The sequence below is a fragment of the Nocardioides sp. L-11A genome, from assembly GCA_029961745.1.
Lineage (GTDB): Bacteria > Actinomycetota > Actinomycetes > Propionibacteriales > Nocardioidaceae > Nocardioides.
The window spans coordinates 1,277,500-1,291,938 of record CP124680.1; the positions used below are offsets into that span (position 1 = coordinate 1,277,500).

Sequence of the window (14,439 nt, forward strand, 5' to 3'; positions counted from 1 at the left end):
TGATCAGAGGGAGGGTGCCGTGCCGGATGCAGCGATGCAGATGGACTCCTCGGAGACCGCCCGGCTCGTCCTCCCCGCCGTCCGCCGCCGGCTGCCGCGCATCGCCCAACAGGTCACCGAGGAGATCCGCTCCACCGTCCCGGGGTTCGCCGACAGCGACCACCGCCAACAGCTGGTCTCCACCGCCGTCAACAGCGCCGCGGCCTACTTCCTGGGCAGCGCCCTGGGCGAGCCGGTCTCCTCGATGGCCTCCGACGACCTGTTCCGCAAGATGGGCTTCCGGGAGGGCGGGCTGGGCGCGGACCTGTCCTCCCTGGACAGCGCGGTCCGGGTCGCCGCCGGCACCTACTGGGCCGAGATCCGGGTCGAGGCGGCGCGACTGGGCGTCTCGCCGTACGCGCTGGAGGACCTCCGCGACGCCCTCGACGGATACGTCGACCACCTGCTCGGCCAGGCGCGCCAGGGCCACGAGGCCGGCAGCACCGCGCGCGAGCAGGACAGCGGGCTCGCCCGCCGCCGGCTCGTCGACGGGCTGCTCGCCGGAGCGGACCCCGACGACCTCGAGGCGTACGCCGACGTGGCGCTCTGGCCGCTCCCGCCGCTGCTGGTCGTGGCGGCCGTCGAGCTTCCGGGGGGTGCGCGGCTCGACCCGAGTGTGCTTCCCTCCACTGTGCTGTGTCGGACCGCACCGGGGCGGGCCGCATTGATCACGAGCGAGGACGTCATGGCGGATGCCATCGCCACCGTCAGGAGCCAGTTGCCCGCGGCACGGTTCGCGGTCTGCTGGCCGGTCGAGCCGCGGGACGCATCCGCCGCCTACCGCTGGACCCAGCGTGCCCTGGCGCTGGCGAGCAAGGGCATCCTGCCGGCCCGCCCGGTCCTCGACTGCCGGGCCTACCGCACCGAGATCTGGCTCCACGCCGAGCCGGTGATGCGCCGGCAGCTGGCCCAGGAGCTGCTGCAGCCGCTGCTCGAGGAGACCCCCAACTCCCGCGAGATCCTGTCCGAGACGCTGCTGGTCTGGCTGGAGACCCGCGACAGCGCCCCGGCGATCGCCGCCCGTCTGGGGGTCCACCCGCAGACGGTGCGCTACCGCTGGCGCCGCATCAACCAGCTCTTCGGCGAGGCGCTGCACGATCCGGAGTACGTCGTCCAGCTGACCCTCGTCCTCAAGGCCAGCATCGCGCTGTGGGTCGCGGGGGACCAGAGCGACTTCGAGCGCTACTCGGGACGCGTTCAGTGAAACCGCTCATCCTGCTCCTCGTCCTGCTCCCGGCGATGGTCGGCCTCCTGCTGCCACTGCCGGGATGGCTGGCCTTGCGCCGCTCGCGGCAGCAGGGCGTCGGGTTCCGCGACCTCTCCGCCCTGCAGGCGGCCCGGCGGGTCGACACCGTCCTCCTCGACCGCTGGGGCACGATCACCACCGGCGAGCTGGTGGTCAGCGACATCGACCCGATCGAGGAGGGCAACGAGCGCAACCTGCGGTGGTTCGCCGCCGCGCTCGAGCATGCCGCCGACGATCATCCGGTGGCGCGCGCGATCGCCCGCCTCGCCGGCCCGGGGCGCCTCACCGGGGTCGAGTCCTTCCCCGGGCGGGGCATCAGCGGCGCCGTCGACCGGCACCCGGTCCGGGTGGGCACCCCCGGCTGGCTCGGCATGGAGGAGCGCGACGGTCTCGGGAAGACCATCGGCGTCGAGGTCGACCACCGCCCGTTCGGCTACCTCACCGTCACCGACCAGGTCCGGGCCGATGCCGCGCTTGCGGTCGCCCGGCTGCGGGCCGCCGGGATCCAGCCGATCCTCCTCTCCGACGGCACCCCCCACGACACCGAGCACCTGGCGCAGACCTGCGGCATCGACAAGTGGCTCCTCGGCAAGGACCCCGCCCACCGCGAGCAGCTGGTCCGCGACCAGCGCGGCGGTGGCCACACCGTCGCGCTCGTCGCGCGCGACGCCGGCAACGCCGCCGCCCTGGCGGCGGCCGACCTCGCCTTCACCGACGTCCCCGACCCCGAGGCCGCGGCCGGCCCGGGCGAAGGCCTCGTCCCGGATGCGCGCCTCGAGGACCTGGACGCCCAACGGGTGGCCCGCGCCCTCGAGCTCGCCCGCGCCCTCCCGGGCGTGGTGGCCCGGACCCGGGCCGCCGGCGTGCTGCTCACCGGCGTCGGAGCCCTGCTCGCCGGCCTCGGCCAGCTGAGCCTTCCCGGCGCTCTGGGCTGCGCGGCGCTCGGCGCCCTCGTCGTGGCCCTGGTGGCGGTGTGGTCGCTGGAGCGCCGCCGGCTCAGATGACCCCGGCGGCCTCGGCGACCTCGCGGTAGGCGGCCGCCAGCGACGCGACCGTCTCGTGGGCGTTGAGACCGCTCGGGTTCGGCACGACCCACAGCTCGGCGCCCGCCCACAGGTCGTCGAGGGTCTCCGGCTGGCGGCCGGGCGTGGCCTTCGGCAGCCCGAAGGCGGTCCGGTACGCCGTGATGCCGGCGATCGCGACCACCCGCGGCCGGACCCGCGCGACGAGCTCGGTCAACCGGACGCCGCCCTCCCGCAGCTCCTCGGCGCTCAGCTCCGAGGCCTTCGCCGTCGCGCGGTGCACCACATTGCTGATCCCGATCCCGCGCTCGCGCATCATCGTGCGCTCGGCCTCGCCCATCCCGTCGGCGGGGTCGACCGGCTCGGTGATCACCCCGCCGAGCAGCAGCGCCGGGTAGAAGCGGTTGCCCGGGTGCGCGAAGTGGGTCTGCGTCGCGGCGGTCCACAGCCCCGGGTTGATGCCGACGAAGAGCAGCTTCAGCTGCTGGCCGGGAGCGTCGGGGAGCAGGTCGGGGACCTCGGCGTCGCGGAAGGACTCCAGCTCGGCTCGGGTGAAGGTGCGACGGGACACGGGGCGAGCCTGTCACGATGTGCCGATGGGCATCGAGCCGGCCTGGAACACGTTCATCGAGGGCGACAACCTCGACGTCCTCGCCACGCTGCCCGCCGCGTCCTGCGACCTGATCTACCTCGACCCGCCGTACAACACCGGCAACGACTTCGCCTACCACGACGACTTCAAGGGCAAGCGGGGCGCGGGATCCGCCGGGCGGCACGCGACCTGGGTGGCCTACCTGCGGCCCCGGATCGAGGCCGGGCACCGGGTGCTCGCCGACACCGGCGCGCTGTTCGTCAGCATCGACGACCACGAGGTGGCGCACCTGCGGCTGCTCCTCGACGAGGTGTACGGCGAGGCCAACTTCCTCGCCCAGGTCGTGGTCAATCTCAACCCGAAGGGACGGCAGCTGGGGAGGGGGTTCGCGACCTCGCACGAGTATCTCCTCGTCTACGCCAAGGACGCGTCACGCTGCGTGCTCGACGCGTCCTCGCCGCACACGGTCGTGGAGTCCGACTTCCCGCTGGAGGCGCCCGACGGCCGGCGGTACCGGCGGCTGCCGCTGCGCAACACCAACAAGCGGTTCAACCCGCTCTCCACGCCGACCCTGCACTACGCGCTGTGGGGCGACCCCGGTACCGGCCGGGTGGCGAGCACGCCGTTCGACGGCGCGGTCGAGATCAAGCCCGTCTTCGGCGACGGTACGCCGGCTGTGTGGCGCTGGTCCCGGCCGCGGATCGACGAGCGCCCCGACGACCTCGAGTGCCGGGTGGTCCGCGGTGCGCGCGGCGAGCGGGTCGACATCTACCAGCGCGACTGGCGGCACCCGGTCGGCGGCCGCCGCAAGAAGCTGCCCACGATCTGGCTCGCCGAGGAGGTCGGCTCCACGGACACGGCGGTGGTCGAGCTCAAGGGTCTGGTGGGTCACGTCTTCGAGTCGCCCAAGCCGACCGGCCTGCTGCTGCGGGTGCTCGGCACCATGCCCGACGACGCCCGGGTGCTCGACTACTTCGCCGGCAGCGGCACCACCGGCCACGCCGTCGCCCTGGCCAACGCTGCCGACGGCGGGCGGCGTACCTGCCTGTCGGTGAACTCCGCCGAGCCCACCCGCGCCGGCTCCAACGCCGAGCGCGCCGGCTACGCCACGGTCTCAGCCATCACCCGGGCCCGACTGCAGGCCGTCGCGGACCGGGTCGGCGGCGGCTTCCTCACCGTTGAGTTGCCGCAAACTCACCGTTGAGTTTGTGGCAACTCGACGGTGAGGAAGCGGCAACTCAACGAGAGCGGACTCAGCTGACGCCGGCGGCCTTCTCGAGCGCGGCCAGCTCGTCGTCGAGGAAGGTCAGCAGCCGCTGCAGGTGCGGGACGGTGCGCCGGCAGCCGGTGAGACCGAAGCCCATGTTGCCGGCGTACGACGTGCAGGTGATGTTGAGCGCCATGCCGTTGATCGGGATCGAGACCGGGTAGTTGCCGACCAGCTGCGCGCCGTTCCAGTAGTGCGGGACGCGTGGCCCGGGGACGTTGCTGATGATCAGGTTGTACGGCGGCCGGACGATGCCCTGCATCCGCAGCATCGGCACCACGATGGACGGCGCCATCCCGATCGCGCTCATCGCCACGATCTGGGTCGGCGTCATCGACGACAGCGCCTCCTTGCCGTCCTTCATCGACTGGCTGATCGTGCGCAGCCGGTCGGCCGGGTCGGCCTTGTCGGTGGCCAGGCGCACCATCACGGAGCCGATCGCGTTGCCGCCGTCGGCGGCGTTCGGGGGCGGCGTCCCGGCCTGGCGTCCCTTGAGCCCGACCGGGACCATCGACACCATCGACTGGTCGGGCAGGGCGTCGAGCTCGGTGAGATAGGTGCGCATCGCGCCGCTGCACATGGCGAGCACCACGTCGTTGATCGTGGTGCCGGTGGCCTTGCCGACGCCGCGGATCCGCTCCACCGGCCAGTCCTGGGCGGCGAACCGGCGGGCGCCGGTGATCGACTGGTTGAAGATGGTGCGCGGGGCGGCCAGCGAGACCGCGGAGGTCTCGTTGCGCAGTCCCTTGCGCAGGGTCTTGACCAGTGCGAGCGGCATCCCTGCCGCGTCCGCGCTGACGCTGAGCGCGGTGCGGACCACGTCGCCCGGCAGGTCCGCGAGGGTCCGCGCGGCGGTGCTCGCGGCGTCGACGGCCGCCGCGGGCAGCGAGTCGGGGGCCTCGGGCTCGGGGCGGCGCCGGCGGCCCGCTCCGTCGGCGAAGGGCGCCGGCATGGCGCGGCGCTCAGGGTCGGAGGACAGCACGCTCGCCATCAGCCGCATCGCGGAGATGCCGTCGACGAGCGCGTGGTGCAGCTTGGTGTACATGGCGACCCGGCCGTCGGCCAGCCCCTCGATCACGTGGGTCTCCCACAGCGGCCGTTCCCAGGCCAGCCGGGTGGAGTGCAGCCGGCCGACCAGCTCGAGCAGCTCGCGGACCCGGCCGGGCTGGGGGAGGGCGCTGTGCCGCACATGGTGCTCGATGTCGAACTGCTCGTCCTCGCGCCAGACCAGGGTGCCGCCGGTCCGCACCGACCGGTGGGGATGCTTGAGGAAGAGCGGCGCGATCCGCTCGGTGTCCCGCATCGACTCGAACATCTCCCGGACGAAGTCGGGGCCCGCGTCCGCCGGCGGCTCGAAGAGCTGCAGGCCGCCGACGTGCATCGGCATGTTGCGGTTCTCGGCGAGGAGGAACGCGGTGGCGGTCGGGTCGATCAGCCGGTTGCCGGGAACGGAGACCACGGAGCAGCCCCTTTCGTCGCAGGTGCCCCGATCCTTGCGCGTCGTGACGGGCGTCACAAGCGCAACCGCCGGACTCGCCCGCCCGTGGCCGGGAGGCGTGACCGGCCGCCCGCGGGGTAGGAGGGCCGCACGCGACGATGGGAAGTGGCCTTGAGCACGATCACCCCGCCCGGCTGGTACCCGGACGGCGACGGCTGGGAGCGGCGCTGGGACGGCGACGCCTGGACCGACGACCGCCGGCTGATGACGAGGTTCGCGCCGGCCGACGAGACGACCCGGGTCCGATCCGCGACGACCCCGCCCGCGACCCCGCCCGCGACCCCGCCCGCGACCCCGCCGGCCACGATGCCGGCCGGCCCGCAGCCGACGGCCTACGCCGTGCCGGTGCACCACGGTCAGGTCCCACCCCTCGGGTACGGCGCCCCGGTCACCCCGTTCGCCCCGCCGGCCGCCGTCCCGACCGCCCCCGCCCGCCGCGGCCGCCTCGGGCTGTGGATCGCGCTGTCCGTCGTCCTCCTCCTCCTGGCCGGCGCCGCGGGGACCCTCGCCGCGCTGCGTCCGTGGGAGGACGACTCGGCCACGGTGGCGGGCGACGGCCCGGGCGGCGCCGGTGAGCGCGACCGGCCGGTCGCGATCCAGGGCGACATCGACGGCGACGGGCACGGAGACGCGGTCTACTACTTCTCCCCGGACTACGACAGCACCCGGCGGATCACCGCCTCCAGCAACGGCACGGTGTTCACCACGAGCGAGCTCGCGGTCGAGGAGTCGCGCGAGCCCGACGAGCTCTTCCTCGACTGGGATCGCGACGGCGTCAACGAGGTGCTCACCTGGTCCTTCGTCGACGACGCCCGGCAGCTGACCCTGTCGTCGTCCGACCGGGAGTTCCCCGGCGACCAGACCTTCCGGCTGCAGCTGTCCTCGCTCGAGGAGTACGGCCTCCGGATCCAGGTCCAGCCCGGCGACTTCGACGGCGACGGCGCCGTCGACCTCGCGGTCGCCGGACCCAACGACCGGGGCGTCGACGTCCAGGTCCTCATCGGCGACGGGTCGGGCGGGTTCGCCGAGCCGGTCCGCTGGGCCGCGCTGACCAACGCGACCGCCGACTCGACCGAGATCCGGGCCGGCGACTTCGACCACGACGGCCGGACCGACCTGTGGACCCGGCTCCCGGCCGAGCGCCTGACCGACGAGGACTACTCCGGCTACTACTCGGGGGACCAGGGCTACGCGATGCTCACCTCGACCGGCTCCGACTTCGAGGTCGGGGCGGTCTACGAGAACGACATCTACGCCGACGCCTACCTCATCGGCGACGTCACCGGCGACGGCACCACCAGCCTGGTCACCGTCGAGGCCAGCAGCTACGACGAGGCCGTCGCGATCAAGGTCTACGACCTGGCCTCGGGCCGGCCGCGGGAGGTGGCCGGCTTCACCGGCTCGTCCACGATCGGCCAGCGCGGCCTCCAGGGTGCCACCCTCAGCGACGTCGACGGCGACGGCGACGGCGACATCGTGTTCGTGGTCAAGGCGCACCAGGAGTCCAAGTTCACCGGGGTCCAGGTGATGACGTCGACCGGCACCTCCTTCGAGCGTGCGACCGTGTGGGCCGAGACGCCGCCGTGCGACGACGCGGACTGCCGGATCCGGTTCCTCGGCTCCTGAGCGGGGCCTCCTACAGGCCGGCCTTCAGCTCGGAGACCACCGAGTCGACCACGGCCACCAGGTCGCCGCCGGTGCGCTCGGCGACCGCCCGCTGCCGGGAGTACGACGGACCGCGGGTCGCGATCTCCAGCACCGAGGCGAGCTCCGCCGTGCAGCCGAGCCGCTCGGCGACCGGCTCGAGGCGCGGCACCAGGTCGGCGAGATCCTCGGTGACCAGCCGCTCGTGGGACCGGTCGTCGAGGATCACGATCGCCTCGACGCCGTACCGGGCGGCGCGCCACTTGTTCTCCTGGACGTGCCACGGCGGCATCGTGGTCAGCGTCTCGCCGGCCGCGACCCGGTCGTCGAGCCACACCACCAGGCAGTGCATGAGCGCGACCAGCGCCTCCATGTCGGCGAGGGTGGAGACGCCGTCGCAGATGCGGTTCTCGAGCGTGCCGTGCTTGATCGCGGGACGCAGGTCCCAGCGGATCTCGCTGAGGTCGTCGATGACCCCGGTCGTGATCTGGTCGTCGGCGAAGCGCTCGAACTCGGCCCACGTCTCGAACTGGAACGGCAGGCCCGCGGTCGGCAGCTGCTGGAACATCAGCGCCCGGTTGGAGGCGTACCCCGTGTCGACGCCCATCCAGATCGGCGAGGACGCCGAGAGCGCCTGCAGGTGGGGATAGTAGGTGAGCAGGCCGGTGAGGACCTGCATCACACGGTCCCGCTCGGGCAGCCCGACGTGGACGTGCACGCCCCAGATGAGCATCTGCCGGCCCCACCACTGGGTGCGGTTGATCAGCTCGGCGTAGCGGTGGCCCTCGGTCAGCTGCTGCCCGGTCCAGTCCGCGAACGGGTGGGTGCCGGCGCCGTACAGGTCCAGGTCGAGGTCGTCGGCCGCGGTGGCGACGTACCGCAGGGTCTCGCGCAGGTCGGCCATCGCCTGCCCGACCGACCCGCAGACGCCGGTGACGACCTCGACGGTGTTCTTGAGCAGCTCCTTGTGCAGCTTGCCCGGTGTGGGCATCCGCGGCCGGGCCCGCGCGAAGAGGTGGGCGGCGTCGTTGCGGAGGTCGCGGGTGCGCCGGTCGACCAGCGCGAACTCCCACTCCACTCCCAGCGTCGGCTCGGGTGAGCCGTGGAAGTCGATGCGCACGCCATCAGCGTAGAGCCGTGCGCGGACCTGACACCATGGCGACATGGACGATCTGCGGACCCTGCACCGCACGCTCGACCTGTGTCTCAAGGTGGGGGAGGTGCTGCTCTCCTCCGGCGCCGGCGCCCCCGACGTGGTGGCGACGATGCGGGCCCTGGCCCGGGCGCTCGGCGTCCGCCACACGCAGGTCGACGTGACCTTCACCTCGCTGGCGATGAGCGTCCAGCAGGGACCGGACGAGACGCCCGTCGTCCAGCTCCGCGCGGTGACCCAGCGCGAGATCGACTACGAGGACCTCACCCGGGTCGACCACCTCGTGCGCGAGGTCGTCGCCGGCCGCACCGACCTCGAAGGCGCCCGGACCGAGGTCGCGCGGATCGTGTCCTCCGGGCACGCCCGGCCGCGCTGGGCCGCGACCGTGGGCTGGGGGCTGATGTGCGCGGGCGTCGGGCTCCAGCTCGGCGGCAACCTGGTGGTCGTCCTCGTGGCGATGCTGGCGGCGGTGTGCATCGACCGGCTCCAGCTGCTGATGACCCGGCGCCGGCTCCCGGGGTTCTATCAGCAGGTCGCCGGGGGCGTGGTGGCCACCGTGCTCGCGGCCCTCGGCACCCGGCTCGCCGAGCCGTGGGTGCACCTCAACGCGTCCCTGGTCGTGACCGCCAACATCATCATGCTGCTCGCCGGGATCGGCTTCATGGGCGCGATCCAGGACGCGCTGTCGGGCTTCTTCGTCACCGGCGGCGCCCGGATCCTCGAGGCGGTGCTCGCCACCGCCGGCATCATCGCCGGCGTCAGCGGCGGGCTCTCGCTGTGTGCCGCGGTCGGCCTGGACATCCCGGAGCTCACCCTGCCTCGCTTCGACCTGGTCGGCGTGAGCGCGCTCGGCGTGGGCGGCGCGGTCGCGGCATCGGCCTTCGCGTTCGCGTCGTACGCGCCGTTGCGCACGCTGCTCCCCGTCGGCGTCCTCGGCGGTGTCGCGCTCGTGGTCACCCAGTTGGTGGTCGAGGCCGGGTTCGGGCGGACCTGGGCGGTCGGCCTCGCGGCCTTCCTGATCGGCCTGTTCGGCTACACCGTCGGCCGTACCTTCCGGGTGCCGCCGCTCGTGGTCGTCGTCTCCGCGGTCGTGCCGCTGCTGCCCGGCCTCTCGATCTACCGGGGCCTGTTCCTGCTCGGCGAGGAGGGCGGCCAGCAGGCGGCCCAGGGCCTGCTCGCGATGGTCACCGCCGCCTCGATCGCCATCGCGCTGGCCTCCGGGGTGATCCTCGGCGAGTACGTCGCCCAGCCGGTCATGCGCGAGGCTCGTCGCGTGGAGGCCCGCCTGGCCGGCCCGCGCCTGGTCGGTGTCACCCGGGTCCGCCGTCGCCCGCGGTCCCGCGCACGAGGTCGATGAGCAGCGGCACGGGACACGGAGGTTTCACCGGACGTTTCCGTGGGAGGCTCCCCACGCTTCCCGGGGCGCGGTGCACTGCCGCGAGCATCCGGGATGCGCACCACGATCACCACGATCAATCCGCCTGACTACGGGAGACAACCCATGAAGAAGACCACCCTCGGCCTCGGCAGCATCGTTCTCGCGGCCGCCTTCTCGCTCACCGCCTGCGGTGGCGCCGACGAGGGCAAGCTCGCCGAGGAGTACTGCGAGCTGGCCAAGGACGCTCAGGAGGCGGCCGAGTCGGGCGACACCGACAAGATGCAGAAGGCGTCCGACGCGCTCCTGAAGTGGGCCGAGAACAACAAGGACGAGAAGGGCGACGAGAAGGAGTTCACCGACGCCGTCAAGGACGAGTGCGGCGACGTGGCCAACCTGTCCTGATCCGCATCGCGCCTCGCGAGCCGGGTTCCCCTGCGGGGGAGCCCGGCTCGTCGCCTTTTGCGGCGGCACCGACCGACGGTCAGGGCAGGGTGTCGATGATCGCGGGCAGGGACGCGGTGATCACCTGGAGCAGATCGTCGCGGGACAGGCCGGCCGGCGTGTCGCACCAGGTGAGGACGAGGTCCTCGACCATGGCCTGCCAGGCGTGGATGACCAGGCGGACGGCGGGGGTGTCGGGCAGCTCGAGGGTGCCGGTGTCGACGGTGAAGAAACGGTCGGCCAGGGCAGCGAAGGTGGTCTCGTAGATCGCCCGGAGCGCGTCATTGCTCCCCGACGCGGCCTTCACCAGGGACCGGTAGCCGGCCTGGTTGGAGACCACATAGTCGACATAGCCGGTGAGCGAGCCGAGCAGTCGCTCGAGCGGCTCGCCCTCGGCCGGGGGAGCGGTGCGCGCGTAGAGGTCGTCGGCGGCGTGCTGGACGACGGCCTCGTAGAAGCCCTGCTTGGTGCCGAAGTAGTGGTACAGCAGGCCGCGCGAGATCCCGGCCTCCTCCGCGAGGACGTCGATGGAGAGCTCGTCGAGCGACCGGGTGGCGAGCAGCCGGACGCCGATGTCGAGGAGCTGGGTACGCCGCTCGTCCGGCGCGAGCCGGGTGCGGGAGGTGGTCGCGGTCACGTGGCCCATCCTATTGACAGATGTTCAATAGCGCCAATAGCGTCCCTCCCATGAGTGCTACTCCGGGTCGCAGGAACGTCGACCACCTCATCGTCGGCGCCGGCTTCGCCGGGCTCGCCGCAGCGATCAAGCTCGACGAGGCCGCCGAGCGCGACTTCGTCGTGATCGAGAAGGACAGCGACGTCGGCGGCACCTGGCACATCAACACCTACCCCGGTGCCGAGTGCGACGTCCCGAGCCAGCTCTACTCCTACTCCTTCGCGCTCAACCCCGACTGGTCGAAGGTCTACTCGCCGCAGCGCGAGATCTGGGAGTACACCCGCAAGGTCGCCGAGGACTCCGGCACCCTCGACCGCTTCGTGTTCGACACCGCCGTCCTCGACGCGCGGTGGGACGACGCCGAGCAGCGCTGGATCGTGCGCACCGAAGGCCCCTCCGGCGTCGTGGAGTACGCCGCCCGCACGGTGATCTCCGGCTCCGGCGGCCTCTCCGAGCCGCGGCTCCCCGAGATCGAGGGCATCGACGACTTCCAGGGCGAGATCTTCCACTCGGCCCGCTGGGACCACGACGTCGACCTCGCCGGCAAGCGGATCGCGGTCATCGGCACGGGCGCCTCGGCGGTTCAGCTGGTGCCTGAGCTGCAGCGGATCGCCGGCCACGTCGACGTCTACCAGCGCACCCCCAACTGGGTCATCCCGCGCAACGAGCGCTCCTTCAGCGCCTTCGAGAAGACCGTGTTCAAGCGTGTCCCCGGCGCCCAGCGCGCGCTCCGGGCCCTCGTCTACGGCACCCTCGAGTCCCGGGTCCCGGCCTTCGCCCGCTTCCCCGTGCTGATGAAGGCGGTCGAGGTCCAGGGCCGCAAGAACATCGCCAAGGGCATCGAGGACCCCGAGCTCCGCAGGAAGGTCACCCCCGACTACCGCGCGGGCTGCAAGCGGATCCTGATCTCCAACAAGTGGTACCCCGCGCTCGACGCCGACAACGTCGACCTGGTGACCGACCCGATCGCCAAGGTCACCGGCGACGCGATCGTCACCGCCGACGGGGTCGAGCGGCCGATCGACGTGCTCGTCGTGGCCACCGGGTTCTACGTCACCGAGCCGCCGATCGCCCAGCACATCACCGGCCGCGACGGTCGCACGCTGGCCGACGTGTGGGACGGCGCCGGCATGGCGGCGTACAAGGGGACGACGATCCACGGCTTCCCCAACCTGTTCCAGATCGTCGGCCCCAACACCGCGCTCGGCCACTCCAGCATGATCTTCATCATCGAGTCGCAGGTCCGCTATGTCGTCGAGGCGGCCAAGGCGCTGCGCCGCGAGGGACTCGCCGCGGTCGAGCCGACGCAGGCCGCGCAGGACGCGTGGACCGCGCAGATCCGGCGCAAGATGAAGCCCACCGTGTGGCAGACCGGCGGCTGCGCGAGCTGGTACCTCGACAAGTTCGGCAACAACACCACCCTGTGGCCGGGACAGACGTTCACCTTCCGGCAGCACCTGAGCAAGTTCGACCTCGACGAGTACGACGTCGAGGTCTCCCACCAGCGAGAGGCAGTCCACGCGTGAAGAACCTCAGCAACAAGGTCGTCGTCATCACCGGTGCGGGTTCCGGCATCGGTCGCGCCCTCGCGGTGAACCTGGCCGGCAAGGGCGCCCGGCTGGCGCTCTCCGACGTCAACGACGCCGGCCTCAACGAGACCGCCGCGCTGGCCAAGGACGCCGGCGCCCCCGACGTCCACACCGCGCACCTCGACGTGGCCGACCGCGCCGCCTTCACGGCGTACGCCGCCGAGGTGGCCGATCACTTCGGCCAGGTCAATGTCATCGTCAACAACGCCGGCGTCGCGCTGGCCGGTGACGTGGTCGACCTCGACTACGACGACATGGAGTGGATCGTCGGCATCAACTTCTGGGGCGTCGTGCACGGCACCAAGGAGTTCCTGCCGCACCTCATCGCCTCCGGTGAGGGTCACGTCGTCAACCTGTCGTCGCTGTTCGGCCTGCTCGCGATGCCCGGCCAGAGCGCGTACAACGCCACCAAGTTCGCGGTCCGCGGCTTCACCGAGGCGCTGCGCGAGGAGATGCTCATCGCCGGCCACAACGTCGGCGTGACCTCGGTCCACCCCGGCGGCATCAAGACCGCGATCGCGCGCAACGCCCGGGTCTCCGACAAGGAGGACAAGGCCGCCACGGCGAAGCTGTTCGACGAGAAGCTCGCCAAGATGACGCCCGAACGGGCCGCCGAGATCATCGTCAAGGGCATCGTGAAGAACCAGGCCCGGGTGCTGGTCGGCCTCGACGCCCACGCCCTGCACAACTTCCAGAAGTTCACCGGATCGCGCTACGAGGACGTCGTGGCGCTCGTCTCCAAGCGGGTGCTCCCGGCCAAGGCGGTCTGACCTCTAGGGTCTCCCTTGTGGAGGCGCCGAACGATGGGGTCCTGGACCGGATGTGGTCGCGCAGCCGGCTGTCGCTGCGGGGCCGCGTCGACCGGTGGCGCGACAAGCTGTGGGTCGTCGCGCAGTGCTCGGCGGCCGCGGGGCTGGCCTGGTTCATCGCCCACGACCTGCTCGGTCACGACCTGCCGTTCTTCGCGCCGATCGCTGCGGTGCTGTGCCTCGGCACGTCCTACGGTCAGCGGCTGCGGCGGGTCATCGAGGTCATGCTCGGCGTCGCGATCGGCGTCTTCATGGCCGACGTCCTGGTCGCGGGCATCGGCTCGGGAGCCTGGCAGCTCGCACTGATCGTCTTCCTCTCGATGTCGATGGCGCTGCTGCTGGACGCCGGGATCATGTTCGTCTCCCAGGCGGCGGTGCAGTCCATCGTGGTCACCGTGCTGCTGCCGGGAGCCGGCGGCGCCTTCCTGCGCTGGACGGACGCGGTCGTCGGCGGGTGCGTCGCCCTGGTCGCGGCGATGGTCGTCCCGGCCGCCCCCCTGCGCCGTCCCCGCGAGCAGGCCGCCGCCGTCGCCCGCAAGATCGCGGAGCTGCTGCGCGCCGCCTCCGACGTGATGGTCGACGGCGAGGTCACGCCCGCGCTGGAGCTGCTCGCCGACGCCCGACGTACCGACCGGCTGATCCGGGAGCTGCAGGCCGCCGCGGAGGAGGGGATGTCGGTGGTGAACTCCTCGCCCTTCCGGGTCCGTCACCGAGAGCCGCTGCGCCGGATGGTCGAGCTGGTCGACCCGCTCGACCGCGCGCTGCGCAGCACCCGGGTCCTGGTCCGGCAGACCTCGATCACGGCGTACCGGCGGCTGCCGGTGCCGCCGTCCTACGCGCAGCTCGCGGCGGACCTCGCCGCGGCCGCCGACGCGGTCGCCGACGAGCTGAAGGCCAACCGGATCGCGACCGCCGCCCGCGACGACATCCTGGCCGTCGGTGCCGCGACCGGGCAGGTCGAGCGCAGCGGCGTCCTCGCGGTCGAGGCGATCCTCTCCCAGCTGCGCGCGATCGTCGCGGACCTGCTGATGGTCACCGGCATGGGACAGCTGGAGTCGACCGACGCGCTGCCGCCGCCACGCTGA

Annotated in this window: 13 protein-coding genes; 9 read left to right on the forward strand and 4 right to left on the reverse strand. The window is 72.3% G+C overall.

Translation table 11 applies throughout. The features are described 5' to 3' along the window. Positions 1 to 34: 34 nt before the first annotated feature. Positions 35 to 1,243 carry a helix-turn-helix domain-containing protein gene (locus QJ852_05945; GenBank protein ID WGX97978.1) on the forward strand — a complete coding sequence of 403 codons (1,209 nt, stop codon included), beginning with the start codon at positions 35 to 37 and terminating at the stop codon, positions 1,241 to 1,243. Further along, positions 1,240 to 2,289 carry an HAD family hydrolase gene (locus tag QJ852_05950; protein WGX97979.1) on the forward strand — a complete coding sequence of 350 codons (1,050 nt, stop codon included), beginning with the start codon at positions 1,240 to 1,242 and terminating at the stop codon, positions 2,287 to 2,289. The genes QJ852_05945 and QJ852_05950 overlap by 4 nt, the downstream gene beginning before the upstream one ends. Here QJ852_05950 and QJ852_05955 read toward each other — a convergent pair. Beyond that, positions 2,282 to 2,878 carry a mismatch-specific DNA-glycosylase gene (locus QJ852_05955; GenBank protein WGX97980.1) on the reverse strand — a complete coding sequence of 199 codons (597 nt, stop codon included), beginning with the start codon at positions 2,876 to 2,878 and terminating at the stop codon, positions 2,282 to 2,284. The two genes, QJ852_05950 and QJ852_05955, sit on opposite strands and share 8 nt — an antisense overlap. A gap of 25 nt (positions 2,879 to 2,903) precedes the next feature. Here QJ852_05955 and QJ852_05960 point away from each other — a divergent pair, with 25 nt between their 5' ends. Then, entirely contained in the window at positions 2,904 to 4,103 is a 1,200-nt protein-coding gene (locus QJ852_05960; GenBank protein WGX97981.1) for a site-specific DNA-methyltransferase, read from the forward strand. A 49-nt stretch (positions 4,104 to 4,152) separates the two neighbouring features. On the opposite strand, the gene QJ852_05965 is transcribed toward QJ852_05960, so the two are convergent. Beyond that, a complete protein-coding gene (locus tag QJ852_05965; GenBank protein WGX97982.1) occupies positions 4,153 to 5,625 on the reverse strand; it encodes a wax ester/triacylglycerol synthase family O-acyltransferase in 1,473 nt (490 codons plus the stop codon). Positions 5,626 to 5,775: 150 nt separating this feature from the next. On the opposite strand from QJ852_05965, the gene QJ852_05970 reads away from it, so the two are divergent. Next, positions 5,776 to 7,290 carry an FG-GAP-like repeat-containing protein gene (locus QJ852_05970; GenBank protein WGX97983.1) on the forward strand — a complete coding sequence of 505 codons (1,515 nt, stop codon included), beginning with the start codon at positions 5,776 to 5,778 and terminating at the stop codon, positions 7,288 to 7,290. Between the two features lie 10 nt (positions 7,291 to 7,300). Here QJ852_05970 and QJ852_05975 read toward each other — a convergent pair whose 3' ends face one another. After that, positions 7,301 to 8,428 (reverse strand): glutamate--cysteine ligase, encoded by a 1,128-nt coding sequence (locus QJ852_05975; GenBank protein WGX97984.1) that lies wholly within the window; start codon positions 8,426 to 8,428, stop codon positions 7,301 to 7,303. A 43-nt stretch (positions 8,429 to 8,471) separates the two neighbouring features. Between QJ852_05975 and QJ852_05980 the strand changes: the two genes are divergently transcribed. Together QJ852_05980 and QJ852_05985 are read left to right on the forward strand one after the other, a co-directional pair. Next, a complete protein-coding gene (locus QJ852_05980) occupies positions 8,472 to 9,818 on the forward strand; it encodes a threonine/serine exporter family protein (protein WGX97985.1) in 1,347 nt (448 codons plus the stop codon). 144 nt (positions 9,819 to 9,962) lie between these two features. Then, on the forward strand, positions 9,963 to 10,241 hold the full coding sequence (locus QJ852_05985) for a hypothetical protein (GenBank protein ID WGX97986.1): 279 nt from the start codon (positions 9,963 to 9,965) through the stop codon (positions 10,239 to 10,241). A 79-nt stretch (positions 10,242 to 10,320) separates the two neighbouring features. Here the strand turns inward: QJ852_05985 and QJ852_05990 are convergent, their stop codons facing one another. Next, entirely contained in the window at positions 10,321 to 10,926 is a 606-nt protein-coding gene (locus tag QJ852_05990) for a TetR/AcrR family transcriptional regulator (protein WGX97987.1), read from the reverse strand. 41 nt (positions 10,927 to 10,967) lie between these two features. Between QJ852_05990 and QJ852_05995 the strand changes: the two genes are divergently transcribed. From QJ852_05995 to QJ852_06005, 3 genes are read left to right on the forward strand one after another with little or no spacing between them, the layout of a single operon-like run. Next, positions 10,968 to 12,482, forward strand: coding sequence for an NAD(P)/FAD-dependent oxidoreductase (locus tag QJ852_05995; GenBank protein ID WGX97988.1), 1,515 nt, complete (start codon positions 10,968 to 10,970; stop codon positions 12,480 to 12,482). Beyond that, positions 12,479 to 13,315 carry an SDR family NAD(P)-dependent oxidoreductase gene (locus tag QJ852_06000; GenBank protein WGX97989.1) on the forward strand — a complete coding sequence of 279 codons (837 nt, stop codon included), beginning with the start codon at positions 12,479 to 12,481 and terminating at the stop codon, positions 13,313 to 13,315. Before QJ852_05995 ends, QJ852_06000 begins: the two co-directional genes overlap by 4 nt. Before the next feature lie 17 nt (positions 13,316 to 13,332). Next, positions 13,333 to 14,439 (forward strand): FUSC family protein, encoded by a 1,107-nt coding sequence (locus QJ852_06005; protein ID WGX97990.1) that lies wholly within the window; start codon positions 13,333 to 13,335, stop codon positions 14,437 to 14,439.